Annotated in this window: 18 protein-coding genes and 2 pseudogenes; 9 read left to right on the forward strand and 11 right to left on the reverse strand. The window is 73.1% G+C overall.

From position 1 onward, the window contains the following. The first annotated feature begins 117 nt into the window (after positions 1-117). Entirely contained in the window at positions 118-522 is a 405-nt protein-coding gene (locus tag BG452_RS16365) for a RidA family protein (protein ID WP_188305030.1), read from the forward strand. 19 nt (positions 523-541) lie between these two features. Here the strand turns inward: BG452_RS16365 and BG452_RS16370 are convergent, their stop codons facing one another. Together BG452_RS16370 and BG452_RS16375 are read right to left on the reverse strand one after the other, a co-directional pair. Continuing rightward, entirely contained in the window at positions 542-1,036 is a 495-nt protein-coding gene (locus BG452_RS16370; protein WP_188305031.1) for an SRPBCC family protein, read from the reverse strand. Beyond that, on the reverse strand, positions 1,033-1,524 hold the full coding sequence (locus BG452_RS16375) for an ArsR/SmtB family transcription factor (protein ID WP_188305032.1): 492 nt from the start codon (positions 1,522-1,524) through the stop codon (positions 1,033-1,035). Before BG452_RS16375 ends, BG452_RS16370 begins: the two co-directional genes overlap by 4 nt. Positions 1,525-1,904: 380 nt before the next feature. On the opposite strand from BG452_RS16375, the gene BG452_RS16380 reads away from it, so the two are divergent. From BG452_RS16380 to BG452_RS16390, 3 genes are all read left to right on the forward strand, one after another. Then, positions 1,905-2,621 (forward strand): ScbR family autoregulator-binding transcription factor, encoded by a 717-nt coding sequence (locus tag BG452_RS16380; protein ID WP_188305033.1) that lies wholly within the window; start codon positions 1,905-1,907, stop codon positions 2,619-2,621. Positions 2,622-2,678: 57 nt separating this feature from the next. Further along, the gene (gene ligA, locus BG452_RS16385) at positions 2,679-4,769 is read left to right on the forward strand and encodes an NAD-dependent DNA ligase LigA (RefSeq protein WP_188305034.1); all 2,091 of its coding nucleotides are present in this window, start codon (positions 2,679-2,681) and stop codon (positions 4,767-4,769) included. Positions 4,770-5,048: 279 nt separating this feature from the next. Further along, positions 5,049-5,840 carry a putative protein N(5)-glutamine methyltransferase gene (locus tag BG452_RS16390; protein ID WP_223242300.1) on the forward strand — a complete coding sequence of 264 codons (792 nt, stop codon included), beginning with the start codon at positions 5,049-5,051 and terminating at the stop codon, positions 5,838-5,840. A gap of 57 nt (positions 5,841-5,897) precedes the next feature. Here the strand turns inward: BG452_RS16390 and BG452_RS16395 are convergent, their stop codons facing one another. Continuing rightward, entirely contained in the window at positions 5,898-6,326 is a 429-nt protein-coding gene (locus BG452_RS16395; protein WP_188305035.1) for a PPOX class F420-dependent oxidoreductase, read from the reverse strand. Between the two features lie 284 nt (positions 6,327-6,610). Between BG452_RS16395 and BG452_RS16400 the strand changes: the two genes are divergently transcribed. Then, positions 6,611-7,057 (forward strand): hypothetical protein, encoded by a 447-nt coding sequence (locus BG452_RS16400; RefSeq protein ID WP_188305036.1) that lies wholly within the window; start codon positions 6,611-6,613, stop codon positions 7,055-7,057. 51 nt (positions 7,058-7,108) lie between these two features. On the opposite strand, the gene BG452_RS16405 is transcribed toward BG452_RS16400, so the two are convergent. The 3 genes from BG452_RS16405 to BG452_RS16415 form a co-directional block, all read right to left on the reverse strand. Further along, positions 7,109-8,506 carry a pyridoxal phosphate-dependent decarboxylase family protein gene (locus BG452_RS16405; protein WP_188305037.1) on the reverse strand — a complete coding sequence of 466 codons (1,398 nt, stop codon included), beginning with the start codon at positions 8,504-8,506 and terminating at the stop codon, positions 7,109-7,111. A gap of 328 nt (positions 8,507-8,834) precedes the next feature. Then, the gene (locus BG452_RS16410; protein WP_188305038.1) at positions 8,835-10,094 is read right to left on the reverse strand and encodes an MFS transporter; all 1,260 of its coding nucleotides are present in this window, start codon (positions 10,092-10,094) and stop codon (positions 8,835-8,837) included. 29 nt (positions 10,095-10,123) lie between these two features. Then, the gene (locus BG452_RS16415) at positions 10,124-10,732 is read right to left on the reverse strand and encodes an ArsR/SmtB family transcription factor (RefSeq protein ID WP_188305039.1); all 609 of its coding nucleotides are present in this window, start codon (positions 10,730-10,732) and stop codon (positions 10,124-10,126) included. 72 nt (positions 10,733-10,804) lie between these two features. Here BG452_RS16415 and BG452_RS16420 point away from each other — a divergent pair. Then, a pseudogene (locus BG452_RS16420) lies at positions 10,805-11,134 on the forward strand (Tn3 family transposase); the annotation flags it as partial. A 349-nt stretch (positions 11,135-11,483) separates the two neighbouring features. Here the strand turns inward: BG452_RS16420 and BG452_RS16425 are convergent. Then, positions 11,484-12,242: an SDR family oxidoreductase gene (locus BG452_RS16425; protein ID WP_188305051.1), complete on the reverse strand. Its 759-nt coding sequence runs from the start codon at positions 12,240-12,242 to the stop codon at positions 11,484-11,486. A 156-nt stretch (positions 12,243-12,398) separates the two neighbouring features. Further along, on the reverse strand, positions 12,399-13,304 hold the full coding sequence (locus BG452_RS16430; RefSeq protein WP_188305041.1) for an AraC family transcriptional regulator: 906 nt from the start codon (positions 13,302-13,304) through the stop codon (positions 12,399-12,401). A gap of 149 nt (positions 13,305-13,453) precedes the next feature. Between BG452_RS16430 and BG452_RS16435 the strand changes: the two genes are divergently transcribed. Further along, positions 13,454-13,771, forward strand: coding sequence for a putative quinol monooxygenase (locus tag BG452_RS16435; protein ID WP_188305042.1), 318 nt, complete (start codon positions 13,454-13,456; stop codon positions 13,769-13,771). A 110-nt stretch (positions 13,772-13,881) separates the two neighbouring features. Beyond that, entirely contained in the window at positions 13,882-14,850 is a 969-nt protein-coding gene (locus BG452_RS16440) for an alpha/beta hydrolase (protein WP_188305043.1), read from the forward strand. Positions 14,851-14,897: 47 nt separating this feature from the next. On the opposite strand, the pseudogene BG452_RS16445 reads toward BG452_RS16440, so the two are convergent. After that, positions 14,898-15,155: pseudogene (locus tag BG452_RS16445) on the reverse strand (hypothetical protein); the annotation flags it as partial. Here BG452_RS16445 and BG452_RS16450 point away from each other — a divergent pair. Continuing rightward, a complete protein-coding gene (locus BG452_RS16450; RefSeq protein WP_188305044.1) occupies positions 15,114-15,389 on the forward strand; it encodes a hypothetical protein in 276 nt (91 codons plus the stop codon). The pseudogene BG452_RS16445 and the gene BG452_RS16450 sit on opposite strands and share 42 nt — an antisense overlap. Positions 15,390-15,525: 136 nt before the next feature. Here the strand turns inward: BG452_RS16450 and BG452_RS16455 are convergent, their stop codons facing one another. Both BG452_RS16455 and BG452_RS16460 read right to left on the reverse strand, forming a co-directional pair. Then, positions 15,526-18,360 carry an RNA repair domain-containing protein gene (locus BG452_RS16455; protein ID WP_188305045.1) on the reverse strand — a complete coding sequence of 945 codons (2,835 nt, stop codon included), beginning with the start codon at positions 18,358-18,360 and terminating at the stop codon, positions 15,526-15,528. Further along, on the reverse strand, positions 18,360-19,082 hold a 723-nt coding region (locus BG452_RS16460; RefSeq protein ID WP_188305046.1), incomplete at its 5' end, for an AAA family ATPase. The genes BG452_RS16455 and BG452_RS16460, both read right to left, overlap by 1 nt.

The following is a 19,082-nucleotide window of genomic DNA, read 5'->3' on the forward strand; positions in this document are numbered from 1 at the left end:
GAATCGTGGGCACACAGGCCTTGGCGGGCCCGGGAGTTCACCGGAAATCGGTTTGACGGTCGTTCGTGAGGGGCCAACGATGGGCGCGAACGTTCGGTGACGACCTCGGAGGCCCTCATGGACAGCGCCGTCAAGCTGGTCCGCAACACCCGTCTGACCCAGGCCGTCGACTACGCCTACGCGGCGGTGGTCGATGCCCCGGCCCGTTCGCTCTGGCTCGCCGGAGCGTGCCCGCTGGACGAGGAGGGGCGCACCGTCGCCGTCGGGGACTACGAGGGCCAGGCCCACCAGGTGATGCGCAATCTGATAACCGTGCTGGAGGAGGCGGGTGCGGGGGTCACGGACATCGCCCGGACCACCGTGTACGTGGCCTCCGGCGATCAGGCGGACCTGGTGAAGGTCTGGAACGTGTACCGGGAGTACCTGGGGGCGCACGACGCCCCCAGTACGCTGCTCGGCGTCTCGGTGCTCGGCTACCGCGACCAGTTGGTGGAGGTGGAGGCGGTGGCCGTGCTGCCCTGACGGGCCCGGGGGCGGGGGCTCAGGAGGAGGCTGCGGCGAGCAGGGCGTCCAGCTTCCGGTAGCCCTCGACCACGCCGCGCTCCATACCGCTGACCAGGATCGCGTCCCGGGCCGCCAGGCTGTCGACCACCGACAGGACGGTCACGCGGGTACGGCCCTCGCCGGCGGGTTCGAAGACGGCGGTGTCCAGCGCGACGCCGTCCGGTACGCCCTCGAAGGTGAAGGTCTGGACGAGCCGGGTGGCCGGTCGGACCTCATGGAAGGAGCCGTAGAAGGCGGCGACCTCCTGGCCCTCGCGGTGCATGGAGTAGCGGTAGTGGCCGCCGGTGCGGGGCTCCCAGTCGTCGATCTTCAGGTCGAGGTCCTCGGGGCCGAGCCAACGGGCGACCAGCTGGGGCTCGATCCAGGCCCGGAACACCCGCTCCTGCGGGGCGTCGAACTCGCGGACGATCCGGATGGTGGGCAGCGTCGGGTCCGCCTCGATGTGGGTCTGGTGGCCGGTGGTGGAGGTCATTGCGGGGCTCCTTCGGTGTGCCGGGGGCGGTCGGGGCGGCTGCGGCTCTCTGGGTCGTCCGCACCGGTCGGCTTCGGTTCCGCGTCGGTGTCGGCGTCGGTGTCCGCGCCGGTGTCTGCGTGTGCGTTGGCGTCTGCGTCGGTGTCTGCGTCTGTGTTGGCGTCTGCGTCGGCCATGGCCGCGAGGACGGCGTCCAGGCGGCCGAAGCGGGCCTCGGCCTGGCGGCGGTAGCGCTCGATCCAGCTCGTCATCAAGTCGAACACCTGCGGCTCCAGGTGGCACGGCCGCCGCTGGGCGTCCCGGCGGCGACTGACCAGTCCGGCCTCCTCCAGCACCTTGAGGTGCTTGGAGACGGCCTGCATGGACATCGCGTAGGACTCCGCCAGCTCGCCGACGGTCGCGTCCCGGACCGAGAGCCGGGCGACGATGTCGCGCCTGGTCGGATCGGCCAGGGCGACGAACGCCCGGGAGAGCTGGTCGACGGCCACCGCACACCTCTGTTCATCCGCAACCGATTGGTTGAGAACCACGCTACTCCGCTGCCCCCCCGTACTCAACCGTTTGGTTGCGGAAGCGGTGGAGGTGGGCTTTGGGAGGGAAGCGGCCGATCAGAAGAAACCGATCGTTCGGTTTTCAGGCGAGAGCGCCGGGTGCTAGCCGTGTTCGTCGGCGGATCTCCGGAGAGGTGTGACTTCCATTCGTCCGGTCGGGATCTGACGGACCGTAGGAGAGAAGAGGTGGAACGGGTGGGGAAGGAGGGGAGGAGTCGCTGATTCCCCGACATCGTCTTGTCGCCCGTGGGGAGCCCGTAGCTAGGATGCGGGGTGTTTGGTTTTGTTTTCCCGGAGCTCAGGGCGGGGTGGTTGCGGTGGTACGGCAGGAACGAGCGCTCCGGACGCGTCGGCTGATCCTGGAGGCCGCGGCGTCGGTCTTCGACGAGTTCGGCTACGAGGGCGCCACCATCGGGGAGGTGGTCTCCCGGGCCGGGGTGACGCGAGGTGCGGTGTACTTCCATTTCGCCTCGAAGCGGGATCTCGCGCAAGGCGTCGTCGAGGAGCAGTTCGTCCAGGACGGAGTGCCCGAACGTAGCTGCAAGCTCCAGGAGTTCGTGGACACCGGGATGGTAGTCGCACACCTGATGCCGCGTGACCCGTTGCTCAGCGCGGGCGCCCGGCTCACGCTCGGCCAGGACGTCCTCGATGACCTCGGCGGCGGTGTGATCCCCGGCTGGATCAGCCGGATGGAGGCGCTGCTGGTCGCCGCCGGCGAGCGCGGCGAACTGCTGCCGCACGTCGTCCCGGCCGACACCGCGTGGCTGATGACCGCCGCCTGGACGGGTGTTCAGATCCAGTCGCAGAAGCTCGCCGGCCGGGCCGACCTGGAACTCCGGGTGTCCGGCCTGTTCCAGCACCTGATGCCGAGCGTCGCGGTGCCCGGGGTGCTCGGCTCGCTCCGGATGGGGCCGGACCGCGGCGCCCAGGTGGTCGCCGAGGTCGCGGCGGCCCGGCAGGCGGAGGAGGGCGGCGACGGGCGGTCGGCGGAGTCGCGGGCCGAGGCGGGGCCGGTGGCGCTGCAACCGGTCTGACGTCCGCCCGCGCGGCGGGGCAGGTCGAATGTCAGTGCGGCTCGCCATGATGGCGGTATGAAGGACGCAGCCACCACGGCCACCCCTGCCGCTCCCGCCTCCCCGGAGGCCTACGCCGACGCCGTCGCCACCGCCGTACGGGCCGCCGCGGCGTACTACGCCGACGGCTCCACCCCGCTGGGGGACGACGAGTACGACGCCCTGGTCCGGGCGATCGAGGCCTATGAGCGCGAGCACCCCGACCAGGTGCTGCCCGAGTCGCCCACCGGCAAGGTGGCCGGCGGCGCGGCCGTCGGCGACGTCCCGCACAGCACGCCGATGCTCTCTCTCGACAACGTCTTCTCGGCCGAGGAGCTGGAGTCCTGGGCCGCCGGGCTGGAGCGCAGGCTCGGCCGGCCGGTCGCCGCCTGGTGCGTCGAGCCCAAGTTGGACGGCCTAGCCGTCGCCGCCCGCTACCGCGCGGGCCGGCTCACCCAGGTGCTCACCCGGGGCGACGGCCTGGCGGGGGAGGACATCACCCATGCGGCGGACGCCGTCCTGGGCCTGCCCGCCCGGCTGGCCGAACCGCTCGACGTCGAACTGCGCGGCGAGGTGCTGCTCACCCACGAACAGTTCGAACAGGCGAACGCGGTGCGCACCACCCACGGCGCCACCCCGTTCGCCCACCCGCGCAGCGGCGCGGCCGGCACCCTGCGCGCCAAGGACCGCCCCTACCGGGTCGAGCTCACCTTCTTCGGCTACGACGCCCACGGCCTGCCCGGCCTCGACCACGCCGAGCTGCTCGCCCGCCTCGCCGAACTCGGCGCCAACACCGCCGCCAGCACCGAGGCCGCCCCCCGCCGCTGCGCCACGCTGGCCGAGGCCGAGCAGCGGATCGAGAAGATCGCCGCCCTGCGCGCCGCGCTGCCCTTCGGTATCGACGGCGTCGTCGTCAAGGCGGACGCGGTCGCCGACCAGGAGCAGGCCGGGTCCGGCTCCCGGGCGCCGCGCTGGGCGGTGGCCCGCAAGCTCCAGGCCCAGCACAAGGTCACCCGGCTGCTCGGGGTGGAGTGGAACGTCGGCCGCACCGGGATCATCGCGCCCCGCGCTGTGCTCGACCCGGTGGTCATCGACGGCGTCACCGTCGCCTACGCGACCCTGCACAACCCCGCCGACATCGAGCGCCGCGGGCTGATGATCGGCGACCAGGTGTTCGTCTACCGCGCCGGGGACGTCATCCCCCGGGTGGAGGCGCCGCTGGTGGACGAGCGCACCGGCTCCGAGCAGCCGATCGCCTTCCCCGAGGTCTGCCCCCGCTGCGGCGACGCCATCGACCGGGCCGAGCAGCGCTGGCGCTGCGTGCGCGGCCGGGGCTGCCAGGCCGTCGCCTCGGTGATCTACGCGGCCGGGCGCGACCAGCTCGACATCGAGGGCCTCGGCGGCACCCGGGCCGTCCAGTTGGTCGAGTCCGGGTTGGTCGCCGACCTCGCCGACCTCTTCACCCTGACCAAGGATCAGTTGCGCACCCTGGAGCGGATGGGCGAGACCAGCGCCGACAACCTGCTCGGCGCCATCGAGACCGCCCGCACCCGCCCGCTGAACCGGGTGTTCTGCGCCCTCGGCATCCGTGGCACCGGGCGGACGATGTCGCGCCGGATCGCCGCGCACTTCGGCAGCATGGTCGCGATCCGGGCTGCCCACGCCGAGGCGCTGGCGGGCGTGGACGGCATCGGGCCGGAGAAGGCGGCCGTGATCGTGACCGAACTCGCCGAGCTGGCAGCGCTGTTGGACCGACTGGCGGAGCAGGGGGTGGGGACGGAGGTCACCGAGCCGGTCGCCGCGGCGGCAGTGGTGGCAGCGGCGGCGGCGACGGGCGGGGCGAGCGCTGTGGGCCCGGTGGGCGAGGGGACGGCCGCAGGTCCGCTGGCCGGGCAGAGCGTGGTGGTGACAGGCAGCATGACCGGTGCCCTCGCCGAACTCTCCCGCAACGAGATGAACGAACTGATCGAACGCGCGGGCGGCAAGGCCTCCTCCTCGGTGTCCAAGCGCACCAGCCTGCTGGTCGCGGGCGAGAAGGCGGGCTCCAAGCGCGTCAAGGCGGAGGAACTCGGAGTGCCGGTCACCACCCCGGAGGAGTTCGCCGTCCTGGTTGCCGACTTCCTCGGCTGAGCCCACGGCCGGGCATCGGCCCGGTCAGCGGCCCGTTCGTCGGCCCGTTCGTCGGCCCGTTCGCCGTGCGGAGCGGGTGCGGTAGGGTGACCGACGCTGAACACGACCACGCACCAGGGAGGTGAGACCCATTACCGGTATGTCCGAGCGGGTGCTCCCGGAGCGCGGCCGTGCGGGCGCACCGCGCGCGTAGCGCGGGCGCACCGACGCGGCGTCGGCCCTGGCGGGAGCCCTGACGGAGTCCTCCGTTCTCCTCCTGTCCTGCCCAAGGGGTTCCCTTTGCCGGTCTTCGCCTCCGCTGTTCTCCGTTCCTCCGTCGTCTCCCGACTGCGCGCCGCCGGTTGTGTGTTCGCCGAGGACGAGGCGCGGATCCTGCTCACCGCCGCCGCCACACCCGCCGAACTGGCCGCCATGGTCCGGGCCCGCGCCCAGGGCCGGCCGCTCGAACACGTCGTCGGCTGGGCCGAGTTCGCCGGGCTGCGGATCGCCGTCGACCCCGGTGTGTTCGTCCCGCGCCGGCGCAGCGAGTTCCTGGCCACCGAGGCCGCCCGGCTGGCCCGTCCCGGCGCGGTGGTGGTCGACCTGTGCTGCGGCAGCGGCGCACTCGGCGCCGCCGTCGCGGCCGGCGCCGGACACCCCGTCGAGCTGTACGCCGCCGACCTGGACCCGGCCGCCGTCCGCTGCGCCCGGCGCAACCTGGCCGGAACGGGAGCACAGGTCTTCGAGGGCGACCTGTTCGCCGCCCTGCCGGACGCGCTGCGCGGCCGGGTGGAGGTGCTGATCGCCAACGTCCCGTACGTACCGACCGGTGACATCGAACTCCTGCCGCCGGAGGCCCGGTTGCACGAGGCGCGGCCCGCGCTGGACGGCGGGGCGGACGGGCTGGACGTGCTGCGCCGGGTGGCCGTGACGGCGCCGCGGTGGCTGGCGCCGGGCGGGTCGCTGCTGTTCGAGACCAGTGAGCGGCAGGCGGCCGACGCGCTGGTGGTGGCCCGGTCGGTGGGTCTGGCGGCGGCGGTGAGCCGTGCGGAGGAGTTGGACGCCACCGTGGTCACGGCGACGAAGAGCTGACCCGGAAGCAGGGCCGCCCCGGCCACCACCCCCCGTCGGGGTGGCCGGGACGACTGGTCAGATCGCGGCGCCGTACACGTGGTCGACCGGGATGGTGAGCAGCACCCGGCGGTCGGCGACCATCGCCGCGCGGTACTCCGCCCAGTCGGGGTGCTCCCCGGCGGCCCGGCGGTAGTAGTCGACCAGCGCCTCGGCCTCCGGCCCGTCCGGGTCGGTGCCCGGCCCGGTGAGGGTGGCGACGCCCTCGGCGGTGGCCCAGGACCGTCCGTCCGGCCCGGTCACCTCCAGGCTGACCCGGGGGTCCCGGCGCAGGTTCGCGGTCTTCGCCAGGCCGTCCCGGGTGGAGATCAGGATGACGTTCGCCGCGCGGTCGTAGAACGGCAGGACGGGGGAGAGCTGGGGCCGCCCGTCCGCCTTGATGGTGGCGAGGATGCCGAGGCGGCTCTGTGCGAGCAGGGCGTACGGGTCGTGAGCAGTGGCGGTCATGGGAGCATCATCGGGCCTCGGGCCGGTGTGAAGGGCAAGGCACGGCAGGTGTGTTGCGCCGTTGACGCCTGGTTGACCCCGAAAGATGAGGATTCGCGGAATCGCCGGTGGCGGGCGCGGCCGGCGGTCTAGGGTCGGGACGCGACGGGATGTGACGACCCGTCATCTGGCGCTGATCCGAGTGCTGATCCGAGTGCTGATCCGAGTGCTGGTCCCCGCGCCGATCCGAGCGTAGACCCGAGCGTAGACCCGAGTGCTGATCCGAACCGAGGGAGCACCGCACGATGGCTGCCGACTACCGGCCCAGGGAACTGCTGGAGTTCTCCGACGACCTGCACCACGAGGACGTGACCCCGCTGCGGGCCTTCCTGTCCGCCCGTCTCGGCGAGGTCGTCGAGGCCCAACCCGAGGGCAGCGCCGCCCGCTTCGCGGCCGAACGCCTCGCCGACATCACCCTCAGCGACTGCATCCACCTCGGCGACCTGCTGCTCGTCTGGAGCGAGGTGGTGATGGACGACCGGGTCGACGTGCCCGGGGAGGTCCAACGGCTGCGCCAGGACGTGATGTTGTGGTGGGAACGGCTGTGCGAGACGGCCGACGGCTTCCGGGAGCACCCCGGCCACAACCCCCGCTGGCGGGCGCTGCGGTACCTGAACCTCGCCCACGCGGAGCTGATGGCGAGCCTGACGGACTCCTCGCGGGGCGGGTACGCGGGCGGGGCGCATCCTTAGCAGTACTTCGTCGGGTCTGAAGTACGACTAGGCCCTGAGGCGGGGAGCCGGTCAGGCGAACTCCGAGGGGCGGACGGCCGTCGCGAGCGCGGCGGCCGTCCGCCGGACATCCGCCTCCGTGGTGCGCCAGTTGCTGAACGCCGCGCGCAGGGCGGGCAGACCGGCGTAGCGGGTCGGAGTGAGGAAGGCCTGGTCGGAGATCCCGGCGGCGAGGGCGGCCAGCCGCTCGGGCGTGGGGTCCTCGGCGAGGGTGAAGCAGACGACGTTGAGGCGTACCGGGGCGAGCAGGCGCAGCCCGTCGATCGCGCCGATCGCCTCGCCCAGCGCGTGGGCGCCGGCGATGCAGCGCTCCACGATGTCCCGGTGGCCGGCCCGGCCGTAGGCGCGCAGGGTGAACCAGGCGGCCAGAGCGCGCAGCCGGTGGGAGTTCTCCGGTGTCAGGTGCACCAGGTCCGGGTGGTCGCCGACCGGGCCGAGGTAGGCGGCGGCGTTCTGGAAGACCCTGGCCTGGAGGTCGCGGCGGCGGGTGAACTGCACGGCGCTGTCGTAGGGCACGTTGAGCCACTTGTGGAGGTCCACGCAGACCGAGTCGGCCTGGTCCAGCCCGGCCACCAGCTCCGCGTGCCGCGGGGAGAGCGCGGCGAAGGCGCCGAAGGCGGCGTCCACGTGCAGCCAGAACCCGTACTGCTCCCGGAGCGCGGCGACCGCACGCAGGTCGTCGAAGTCGACGGTGTTCACGGTGCCCGCGTTGGCGACCACCACGCACGGGCCGTCGGCCTCGGCGAGCGCCCGCTCCAGCGCGGCCACGTCCACCGCCTCCCGGCCGGACAGGGTGGGGAGGGTGGTCAGCGCGGTGCGGCCGAGGCCCAGGACGGACAGCGCCTTGGACACGCTGGAGTGCGCGCCGCCCGACAGCACCCGCACCCGGCCCAGCGCCGCGACTCCGTCCTCGGCCACGTCCACTCCGAGCCGCTCGCCCAGCCACTCCCGGGCGATCGCCAGGCCGACCGTGTTGGACAGGGTGGCGCCGCTGACGAAGGTGCCGCTGTGCGCGGCGGAGAGCCCGAACAGCTCGCGCAGCCAGCCGACCGTCTCGCGCTCCAACTGCTGACCGGCCGGGTCGAGCGAGGAGTTGGAGTTCTGGTCGGCCGTCGCGGTCAGCCAGTCGCCGACCAGGGCGGCCGGGGTCGCCCCGCCCGTCACGAATCCGAAGTAGCGCGGCCCGGCACTGGCCGACAGCCTCGGCTCCCAGCGCTCGCCGAACTCCGCCAGCGCCGCCCGCAGCCCGCCGCCGTCCTCGGGCAGTGGCCCCGTCGCGGTCGGCCGGTCGGCCGACGGCGGGATCACCGGCCGGTCGTCGAGGCCGGCCAGGAAGCCGACGGCCCGCTGTCGGGCCTCCTCCAGCAGGGTGGGCAACTGGTCGAGGTCGGCGGCGAGTTCGGGGTGCATGGGGGTTCTCCGTTGATCGGTGGTCAGACCGAGGCTAGTGCCGGACGGAGCGGGTGTCGCAGGCCAATCCACGGCCGGTGGCCTGGCCGGTCGCGGGGTTCGCACACCGCGGAGGCGTCCCGGGAGCCGGACCAGTGCCACGGCGAAGCTACGAGCCCCGTCCTCCTGCTGCCCACGTGGTGAGGCGTTCGGGGGAGGCGAGCACTCGACCACCGGCGAACCGTCGGCGGTTGCGAGCGGGGCTTCGATCCCGTCCGGAACCATGGTCGTGGGCGTGGGAGCCCCGTCCGGTCGATCGCGTCCGAGCCCTTCCACCTGCGGCAGGACCCTACCGTCGGGGCAGTTCGGCCCGCCGGACGGGCCGGGAGGCCAGGGCGTAGAGCGCGCCGAGGCAGGAGAAGGCGCCGCAGCCGAGGAACACCGGGGCGGCGCCCCAGGCGCCGATGGCGGCGCCGACCACGGGGTAGCTGAGCGGGGCGAGGCCGACCATGGTGAGCATCACGACGGAGGTGACCCGGCCCAGGTAGGCGGGGTCGGCGGTGGTCTGGACGAGGGCGCCGTCCAGGGTGCCGAAGACGCCCGCGTTCAGACCGACCAGTGCGGCGAGCACCGCAGCCGACCACAGGGTGGGGACCAGGCCCATGACGGCCGCTCCGATGCTGCCCAGCAGCAGGGTGACGGCCATGGTGAGACCGGCCCGGGGCAGTCGGCCGACGACGGCGAGCAGGGTGGCGCCGACGGTGGCGCCCGCGCCGAAGCAGGCGACGATCAGGCCGTAGCCGGAGGGGCCCCAGCCGCGCTCGGCGTTGAGCAGCACCATGCCGACGTTGAGGGTGCCGGTGAGGCCGAGTTCGCAGACAGCGCCGACCAGGACCAGTGGGCCGAGCAGGCGGTGGCGGCGGATGTAGCGCAGGCCGTCGGTCAAGTCGGCGCGGGCCGTCCTGCGTCCGGCGGGGGCGAGGTGTTCCGGGGGCGGAGCGAGGGGACTGATCCGGACCGACAGCAGCAAGGGCAGGGAGAGGGCGAACAGTGCGCCGGCGACGGTGAAGGCGGTGGCCGGGCCGCCGAGGCCCATGGCCAGGCCGCCGATCGGCGGGCCGGCGACCTGGCCGACGCGCATGGCGAGCGTGCGCAGTCCGGTGACGCGGGCCAGCTGGCCGGGGCCGGTGATCCGGGGCGGCAGGGCGCCGACGGCGGGGACGAACAGGGCGTCCACGGCGCCGAACACCAGCGCCACCGCCACCAGCAGCCAGAGGGCGGGCGTGGTCAGGGCGATGGCGGCCGCGACGGAGAGGATGAGCAGACAGCGCAGGCTGTCGCTGCCGAGGATCACCCGGCGCGGATCGAACCGGTCGGCCACCACCCCGCCGCCCAGCATCAGCACCGCCCGGGGCAGTGCGCCGGCGGCCATCACCAGCCCGACCTCGGCGGGGCCGGCGGCGCGCTGGGCGGACCAGCCGAGGGCGACGAAGTAGATGCTGTCGCCGACCAGGGACGCGGTGTAGGCGGTGAGCCAGCGCAGCACGTTCGGGTCGCGGTGAGCGGCGGCGGCGGGGCGGACGGCCGGCGTCGTCTCCAAGGTGGCCATGGCGGGCTCCAGTCGGTGGGTGGGCGGCGTCAGGGGCGGAACGGGAAGCCGTACAGGTGGACGGACACGTGTTCGCGGCCCTCGGTGTCGCCGGCCGCCCGGGCCGCCTTGCCGCGCTGCCGCCAGCGACGGCCGAGCGCCTGCAACTCGTCGTCCAGCTCGGCGAGTTCGGCGGCGGTGAGGTCGAGCAGCCACTCGGCGCCGAACGCGGCGTCGGTCCACTCCGTGCCCCAGGCGGAGGTCTGGTCCAGGTAGCCGCGGTACTGGGCGACGCGGGTGTCCACCAGGCCACGGGTGACCACCCCGACGGCGGCCGCACCCTCCGGCGTACCGGCGAGGTCCGACTCGCGGAAACCCCAGCCCTCCTCCGAGGAGACCTGCCACCAGCGCTCCCGTCCGTCGCTGCTCTGCGTGGTCGCCTCGGTGACGAAGCCGTGCTCGGCGAGCTTGCGCAGGTGGTAACTGACCAGTGACGGTGCCTGATCGACCTGGTCGGCGAGCTGGGAGGCGGTGGCGGTGCCGGAGATGTAGAGCAGGCGGTAGAGCTGCATGCGCAGCGGGTTGGTGAAGGCCTTGAGCCGGGAGAGGTCGGTGATCCGCTCGGTTTCGGGGTGCTGCGGGGGGTGCGGCTGGTCCATGCCTCCACGGTAGATCTGAAGGGAAAGTTGCGCAATGAAAACTGCGCAAGAAATGTTTCCGATCTTTCAGCGCGGGCCGGCGCGAAGCGAGCCGCCGCGCTGCAGGTGGTGCTGGAGGAGACCGCCGAACAGGTGGACACCTCCACCGGGGAGATCACCGCGCCGAAGGTCGCGACGCTGGCGGCGATGTGGGAGGCGATCGAGGCGGTGGAGCCGCGCAAGGAGTTCGCCGCGGCGGTGGCGGCGATGGTCGATCTGGCTCCGCCCCTGGACTCGGACGCGGACGAGGCGTGGCGGCGGATGCTGGTCTCCCGGTTCTCCACGGTGAGGCCGTTCCTGAAGCTGCTGGTGGAGGTGGTGGACTTCGAGGCGACCGCGGAGGGGGCGTCGGCGCTGCGGGCACGAGTGACGTCATACGAATGGTTCGTCGTGGTCGCCACCATCTTGACCTAGGCGTCTGTGCTGGCCAGGCCCCGGAGAGGGGTACGGGAGCCGTCACACCGACCGGAGCTGTTTACGGCTTCGCGGATCCGTTCGGCGGCCCAGTGTGCCCGGTACGCCTTCTGTCGGCAGGCGGGCCGGTCATACGCGGTGTCCCGGCGGTGACCGCGGCCCAGGCGAACCGGTCCGGCTTCTCGTCATTGGTCAGGTTCCCGTTCATCGGGGTGAGCGCCCGACGGTGAGCCGACCCGTGCGCGGGCGCGAGGTCGGCTCCTGGGTCCAGGGCGGCGTGACCGTGCCCGCCGGCTGATCACTTCGCCTGGGAGAGCAACACCGCGTCGGGGCCGGCGGGGAATCGCAACTGGCCGGTCGTGTCGTGCGCGGCTCGCCACACCGTCTCGGCGACGTCGCTCTCCCTGGTGAACAGGTCCTGCGCCGTGAAGTCGCCCATGGCCTTCTGCGCCCATGACGCGTAGGGCGCCGGGATCAGTTCGTCCAGCGGTGCCCCGTCCGCCGCGTTGGCCGCGTTGGCTGCGAAGTTCGTCGTCAGGCAGGCGCCCGGCTCGACCGTCTTCGCCTGGACGCCGAAGGGCGCGAGTTCGAGCGCGAGGGAAGCGGTGAACCCTTCGACGGCCATCTTGCTCGCCTTGTAGACGGCTGTGAGCGGCATGTGCCCCAGCACCACGCTCGAGGTCACGTTGACCACCACCCCGGAGCCGCGCTCACGGAACCGGGGCAGCACCGCTTGGGTCACCGCCATCACGCCGAACGTGTTGGTTTCGAAGACTTCCCGTACCCGGGCCATGGGGGTGCCCTCGAACACGCCGATCGATGGGACGCCCGCGTTGTTGACCAGGACGTCGATGGGCCCGGCTGCCTGGAAGGCCGCGGTGATGCTCTCGGGCCTGGTTACGTCGAGTTCGATGACGCGGAGCCGGTCCGACTCAGGAAGGACGTCTGGACGCGGCGTCCGCATCGTGGCGATGACGTTCCACCCCTGCGAGTGGAAGTAGCGGGCGGTCTCCCGCCCGTACCCGGATGAGGTACCAGTGATCAGAACCGTCTTCATGTTGTGCCCCTTTGCGTGTGGTGGGATCCATTCGGGCGGGCAGGCATTTTCCTGCTCCACGGGAGAATCGGTAATCCCATTGAATCGCTCTGACCTGCGGAGATAGTAGAACTATCCTCGCTGTTCCTTGCACGATCCTCCGGAAGGGGCACCAGCTCAGGACAGGAGACCTGCCGGCGCACGTACGGCCTGACGCAGGCGGGCGGCGTCCTGGCTGGGGGGCGCGCCGAACTGGCGGCGGTACTCCCGGCTGAACTGCGACGGGTTGTCGTAGCCGACGCGGTGGCCGACTCCGGTGACGTCTCCGGGATGGGTGGCGAGCAGCAGCCGGGCTTCCTGGAGCCGGATCTGCTTCTGGAACTGGATGGGGCTCATCGCGGTCACCGCTTGGAAGTTGCGGTAGAAGGCGGAGACGCCCATGCCGGACTGCCGCGCCACGTCCTCGACCCGGAAGGGCTGCGCGTAGTGCTCGCGGATCCAGCGCACGGCCCGCGAGATGTGGCTGAGGCTGCTGTCGGCCAGGCCCAGCTGGCGAACCGTCGCACCCTGCTCGCCGGTGATCAGACGCCACAGGATCTCGCGCTTGACCAGCGGGGCCAGTACGGCCCGGTCGCGGGGCTCGTCGAGCAGGCGCAACAGCCGGACCACCGCGTCCAGCAGCGCGGCCGGAGCGTCACTGACGGCGATCCCCGACGGCGCGCCCCCGCTGTTCGGGGGGGCGCCTCCGGGCCCGGCCTCGAGCAGCAGCTCGGCAATGGCGGACGGTTCCAGGACGAGGCCGAACCCCAGCGCCGGCTGCTTGGGGTCGGCCCGGGTGAACTGCCCTGTGACGGGCAGATCGACGGATGCGACCAGGTACTGCCCGGGTCCGTACTCGAACACCCTCTCACCCAGGGCGAGGCGTTTGGCGCCCTGCGCGATGACCGCCAGGAGCGTGCCGGACATCGAAGGCGCCGGCGGATCAGGGCGGTCGACCTTCGAGATGAGGACGCCGTCGACGGCGGTGGTCCAGTCGGGCCGCGCATGGCGGGCCAGCAGGGTGCGGAGTTCTTCGAGGTACATGCGTCCATTGCAGCACCATTCCGCGCCGCGGTTCCCAAAGTCGCGAGGATCGTGCAAGTGCAAAAGAGTATCGGTCTAACGTTTCCGCAGTTCAACCCACTTGAATGGAATCACCGCACTCCATCGCTGAAGAGGAAGAGAAGGAATCCATGACTGCCGACTACGGCTTCGGCGCCACCCTGACCGCCAGGCCCGGTATGGGCGACCAGCTCGTCGACCTGCTGCTGACCGGACTGAACGAGGGCAGCCCCGGCGCGAGCGAATACTGCCTCGTCTACCTCGTCTCCCGCTCCGCGTCCGACCCCGACGTCGTCCACGTCGCCGAAGGCTGGACCAGCGAGGACGACCACCACCGCGTCTTCGCCGGCAAGACCGCCCAGGCCATCGTGGCGCAGATCGACCCGCTGCTCGCCAAGGACTCCGAGTACACCGACCTTGTTCCGATCGGCGGCAAATCGGCCCTCTGACCCGCCGGACCGCCGGCACCCCACCCCCGGCCTCTGCCGCCTCGGTGCCCACCGAGGCGGCCCCCGTCCTCGCCCGACCGTCCCGCCACCACCCACGAGAGGCAACGACCATGACCACAGCACGCCCCTCCCTCGACCCCGAACTGCGTGAACTCCTGGCCGACATGCCGCTGATGTCCGAGCTCAGCCCGGAAGTGCTGGCGCAGGTACGCCCCTTCGCCTCGATGCCCGTCGAACCCCTCCTCGAAGGTCGCGCTATCGACCGGCGCGAGGTCACCGTTGCGAGTCCGGACGGCACCCCGATCCCCTTGTCCGTCTTCAGCCCCGCGAACAGCGATCGCACCGCTGCCGCACCCTGCGTCTACTGGATGCACGGCGGCGGGATGGTCATGGGCGACCGCTTCTCACAGATCGACATCCCGCTGGAGTGGCTCGACGAGTTCGGCGCCGTCGTGGTCTCCGTCGACTACCGGCTCGCGCCCGAGTCCACCGGCACCATCCCGGTCGACGACTGCTACCAGGGACTGCTCTGGATCGCCGACCACGCCGCCGAACTGGGCATCGACCCCGCCCGGATCATCGTCGCAGGCGCTAGCGCGGGCGGCGGCCTCGCCGCCGGCGTCACCCTGCTGGCCCGCGACCTCGGCACCCCGACGATCGCCGCCCAAGTCCTGATCGGCCCCATGCTCGACCACCGCAACACCACCACCTCCAGCCTCCAGTACTCGAACGGGCCCGGCGTCTGGACCCGCGAGATGAACGGATTCGGATGGCGCTGCCTCCTCGGCGACCTCACCGACGACGAGGTACCCGCATACGTCTCACCCGCCCTGGCCGGCGACCTCGCGGGCCTGCCGACCACCTACATCGACACCGGCTCCGCCGAAGTCTTCCGCGACGAGGACACCGCCTACGCCACCCGCATCTGGGCGGCCGGCGGCCAGGCCGAACTCCACGTCTGGGCAGGCGGCTTCCACGGATTCGACGCCCTGTACCCGCAGGCACACATCTCGGCCACAGCCCACCGAACCCGCACCGACTGGCTCGCCCGGCTCCTGCCCACGAACCCCGCCGCATAGGTGAAGTCGACGAGTTTCGGTCGTACGCTTCAGCCTTGGCCAAGACCTCAGCGCCTGCTGTCTCCGGGCGCGAGCAGGCTGGTGACCTCGGCGATCGCCTCCGCCGAGGGGTGGAAGTAGCGCCGCACGTTCTCCGGCTTCTTGTGCCGGGACTTCGCCATCAGCATGGGCAGGCTGGCCCCGGCCTCGCCGAGGTGGGTGAGACCAGAATGGCGGTATTCGTGCAGGTCCCAGCCTGTGCCCGGCACCCCGCCGACTGCGGTGTGGGCGTCGAGCAGGGCGCGGGCCTGACCGCACGACAGCCGGACCGGATGTCACGGTCGCCGAGGACCAGCTCCGGCAGGGTCGGGGAGGCGACGCGTTTCGCGCTGCCGCTCGAATGGTTCGACGGCGCGGTGCTGTTCTGGGGGCGTCCCGGTGGTGTCGAAGGCCGACTGATCGGCGGGGTGATCAATCGCGTCGTGCTGAACCAGCACTCCCACGACGGGCTCGTCGGCAGCGCGCCGATCGGCTCGGTACCGGTCAGCAACCTGGAGTAGAGCTTCTCGAGTTCCGCCTGGCGCGCCACGGACGCCGACTGCCAGGCCCCGCCGAAGCCGGGGACGGCCATGTCGGCATGGAACCCGACCAGACCCGTCACGGGCGGGTCGTGGTGGGCCGCCACGGCAGTCCCGTCTACTCATGGCCGGTGAGGGTGGGGACGGCGCCGCACTCGACGTGGTCGATGTGGACGCCGGGGAGGCCGCGGGACCAGGCGGCGGCGATGGGGGTGAGCTGGGGGCGGGGGAGCGGGGTGGGGCCGAGGCCGATCGGGAAGTGGGTGCGGCCGTCGCGGGTGCGGTAGGGGCGGGGCCAGGCGTGGAGGTGGGTGGCGCCGGCTTCTTCGAGCGCGGTGAGCAGGGTGCGTAGGCGGCCGCGGACAGGGCCGGCGGATTCCTGGTCGGCGGTGACGACGGCCCAGGCGGCGTGTCGGCGGTGCAGCGGGGGAGGGGTGAGCAGGGCGGGCCACGGGTCGGGGCTCGCGGTGGTGAGCTCCCAGGCCCGGTAGAGCTCCTCGGTGAGCAGGTCGCGGGTGTCCGGGCCGACCTGGGTGGTGCAGCTGCGGACGGGGGCGGAGGGGGTGAGGACGGTCAGTGGGGCGGGTCGCTGATCGGTGAACTCGGCGGTGAGGGTGACGGGTTGGCGCCAGTCCCAGGAGGCCCAGGTCTCGGTGAAGCGCTGGAACAGGTCGTCCTCGGAGGTGTCGGAGGTATCGGAGGCGTCGGAGGCGTCGAGGACGGTCCGGGCGGCGAGCACCGACCAGGCCAGCGAGGGCAGTTGGCCGAACGGGGCACCGTCCAGGCCACGCGCCCGCGCCCAGGACTTGACCTGCCGGGCCAGCTGAATGAAGCGGCCGTGTCGCTCGCCGAGCGCCGCCAGGATCGCCTCGGCGTCCGTGACGGCGCTCAGTGCGACGGCCGCCGCCTCGCCCAACTCGGCGCGCCGGGGCACCGCTTGGGCGGGGTCGAGGATGCCGGTGAACACCACGGCCAGGTCGACGGTCAGCTCGTCCGCCTCCAGTCGAAGCCCCGGCACCCGGGCGCCGCGCACCTCGCGCAGCCGCCGGGCCTGCGGCAGGGCGGCCGCCACCCGGGCCAGCACCTCGGGCAGGTCGGCCGGTCCGGGCAGGGCCGCCACCAAGTCCAGGTCGCCGCCGTCCAGTTGGCAGCCGAGCCGGCGCGAGCCGACGGTGTGCACGACGCCCTCCGGCAGCGCCGAGGCGATCCGCCGGGCCAACTCGACCGCGCCGGCCGTGCGTTCGGCCGACTCGACGTGCAGTGACACCTCCGGCTCCTCCGGCAGCACGCGCACCTCGCCCGTCCCCAGCGTGACCACCGCGCGCGGGCGCATCGGCTCGTCGCCCCGCCGGGAGAGCACCACCAGCTCGCCCACCAGGGCCTCCATACCGCTCAGCCGGGCGGCGCAGTCGGCGGCCACCCGTTGGGGGTCGTCGCTGCGACCGAGGCTCAGGTGCGGGGTGTAGCCCTCGGCGTGGCCCCGGCACCGGGGGAAGCGGCGCTCCAGGGCGTGCCGCAGCGCGGCCCAGGGTTCGGGCGCGGCGGCGGCCGGGTCCAGCCAGACGGTGGCGTCCTCGCGATGGCCGAAGGTGTGCACGCCCTCCAGTCGGGCGGTGAACGGGGCGGCCTCGGCGGCGGCCGCGCCGAGCAGCGGCAGGGCGCGGTCGAAGTCGGATTCCGGTACGAAGCCGAACAGCAGGTTGACGTGCGGGGGCCAGCGGCGCAGCTGGGGGTCGTACGCGGCGCGCAGCCGCTGGATCGGCGGCCACAGCTCCTCGGGCGGCAGCCAGGCGACGGCGGTGCGGGCGGTGGGGGCGGCGTCGAGGGTCTGCGGGGCGCCGCCGCCGAGGGCGAGGTCGACGGCCACGCCGTAGTGGTCGGAGGGGTGGAGGCCGTCGGCGGTCGGCCGCTCGCCGAGCAGGGTGGCCGTGGTGGCGCGGGCCCGGTCGGAGCGGTGCAGGACGCGGTCGATCCGGCCGGGCCGGCCGGTGAGCGAGGAGAGGGCGGCGAGCGGGTTGACGGTCGGGTCGAAGGTGGGGGTGGAGTCGGCCGGGCCGTGCACCTCGCTCCAGGCGTCGTGCAGTCCGAGGGCGGCGGCGGGGCCGGCCGGGCCGGTGCGGGCGTCGTTGAAGTCGCCGAGCAGCAGCAGTTCGCCCTCGACGCCGGCCAGGCCCTCGGCGAGTCGGGCGAGTTCGGCCTGTCGGCGGGCGGGCCCGTCCGTCGAGTGGTCGCTGCTCAGGTGGACGGCGGCGACGGTGAGCGGCGTGTCGTCGGCGGTCCGGACGGTGACGGCGGTGACAGCCTTGTGCGGGCCCAGCACGTGCCGGCCGGCCTCCAGCACGGGGAGGCGGCTGAGCAGCAGCAGCCCGTACTCGGGCACGTCGCGGCCGCCCGGGTCGGCGCCGAGGGCGTAGCGGTCGCGGACCCAGGGCTCGGCCAGCAGCTGGACGACCAGGGCCGGCTCGACCTCCTGGAGCGCGATGACGTCGGCGTCGGCGGCGGCCAGTGCGGCGAGCAGCAGCGGTCGGCGGCGGTCGGTGTCGATCCGGTCGGCGTCGTAGCGGTCCCACAGGGTGTTCCAGGTGACCACACGCAGGGTGTCCCCGGTCGGGGTGCCGCCCCCGGCCTGCCGGGGTTGCCAGCCGCCGTCCGGCCGCCAGGCGTACGGGGTGGTGGCGGTGAAGAACGGTGCGGGCAGTCGGCGCGGTTCGGCGCGGTGTCCGGCCGTGGTGGTGTCCAGGAGGTCCACGCCGGTGCTGCGGTCCCACACCACCACGCCGTCGGCCTCGACCCAGTGCACCCGGTGCCAGGGGATCTCGCCGGAGGCGATGAAGGCCTCCAGCGGGACGCGCTTGGTGCGGTCGTCGCGCTGGCGCACACCCAGGGTGAAGCGGGCCGGGTCGAAGCGGGCGTCCCAGCGGATGCGCTGGCAGACCTGTTCGATGGGGCGCATCAGTCCTCCTCTGAGTCGAGCGTGCCGGCCGTGTCCGCCACGGTGCCACCCGGGCCGACGTACCAGGTGCGGTGCGCCTGGCCGGGGTAGGGCGGGCTGTAGCGCTGTAGTTGGGCGGTGAGCACCTCGGGCGGTACCGGGTGCGGGCGGACGGCGTTGCGGCGCAGCAGCTCCGGCTCGCCGACCAGCAGCACCACCTGGGTGAGCAGGGCGTCGCGGCGCCGGGCGATGCCGTGGACGTGGGAGCGCTGCTCGCGGTTGAGCGAGGTGGCGTCCCAGACGACGGTGGCGGCCGGGTCGGCCAGGGCGGTGTCCAGCCGGGCGAGGCCGGTGCGCAGCACCTCGGGGTTGTGGCGCTGGTCGGCGCGGGAGCCCCGGGCGGCGCGCAGGTCGTCCAGGCTGATCCGGGCGGTGACGCCGGGCAGGGTGGCGGCGAAGGTGCTCTTGCCGCTGCCGGACGGGCCGCTCAGGTGGACCAGCCGGGGGAAGCGGGCGTCCCGCCAGCGCCAGGTGGCGGCGACGGCCTCCTCGACGGTGGTGATCCGGCCGAGCGCGTACGCCTCGCGGGCCTGGGCCCAGCAGCGGTCGGCGGCGAGGCGGTCGACGTCGGCGAGGGCCTCGCGCAGGCCGGTGCGCAGCCAGGCCAGCGGGTCGGCTTCGAGCAGTCCGGCGTCCTCGGCGTGCAGGGCGGACCAGGCGACCTGCTCGCGCTCGGCCCGCCC

The sequence above is a fragment of the Streptomyces sp. CBMA123 genome, from assembly GCF_014596465.1.
GTDB lineage: Bacteria > Actinomycetota > Actinomycetes > Streptomycetales > Streptomycetaceae > Kitasatospora.

Bases quoted from the DNA above. Each gene is read 5' to 3' on its own strand.
- BG452_RS16365 (WP_188305030.1), top strand. From the start codon at position 118: ATGGACAGCGCCGTCAAGCTGGTCCGCAACACCCGTCTGACCCAGGCC.
- BG452_RS16370 (WP_188305031.1), bottom strand. From the start codon at position 1,036: ATGACCTCCACCACCGGCCACCAGACCCACATCGAGGCGGACCCGACG.
- ligA (WP_188305034.1), top strand. From the start codon at position 2,679: ATGAAGGACGCAGCCACCACGGCCACCCCTGCCGCTCCCGCCTCCCCG.
- BG452_RS16395 (WP_188305035.1), bottom strand. From the start codon at position 6,326: ATGACCGCCACTGCTCACGACCCGTACGCCCTGCTCGCACAGAGCCGC.
- BG452_RS16400 (WP_188305036.1), top strand. From the start codon at position 6,611: ATGGCTGCCGACTACCGGCCCAGGGAACTGCTGGAGTTCTCCGACGAC.
- BG452_RS16405 (WP_188305037.1), bottom strand. From the start codon at position 8,506: ATGCACCCCGAACTCGCCGCCGACCTCGACCAGTTGCCCACCCTGCTG.
- BG452_RS16410 (WP_188305038.1), bottom strand. From the start codon at position 10,094: ATGGCCACCTTGGAGACGACGCCGGCCGTCCGCCCCGCCGCCGCCGCT.
- BG452_RS16415 (WP_188305039.1), bottom strand. From the start codon at position 10,732: ATGGACCAGCCGCACCCCCCGCAGCACCCCGAAACCGAGCGGATCACC.
- BG452_RS16425 (WP_188305051.1), bottom strand. From the start codon at position 12,242: ATGAAGACGGTTCTGATCACTGGTACCTCATCCGGGTACGGGCGGGAG.
- BG452_RS16430 (WP_188305041.1), bottom strand. From the start codon at position 13,304: ATGTACCTCGAAGAACTCCGCACCCTGCTGGCCCGCCATGCGCGGCCC.
- BG452_RS16435 (WP_188305042.1), top strand. From the start codon at position 13,454: ATGACTGCCGACTACGGCTTCGGCGCCACCCTGACCGCCAGGCCCGGT.
- BG452_RS16440 (WP_188305043.1), top strand. From the start codon at position 13,882: ATGACCACAGCACGCCCCTCCCTCGACCCCGAACTGCGTGAACTCCTG.
- BG452_RS16455 (WP_188305045.1), bottom strand. From the start codon at position 18,360: ATGCGCCCCATCGAACAGGTCTGCCAGCGCATCCGCTGGGACGCCCGC.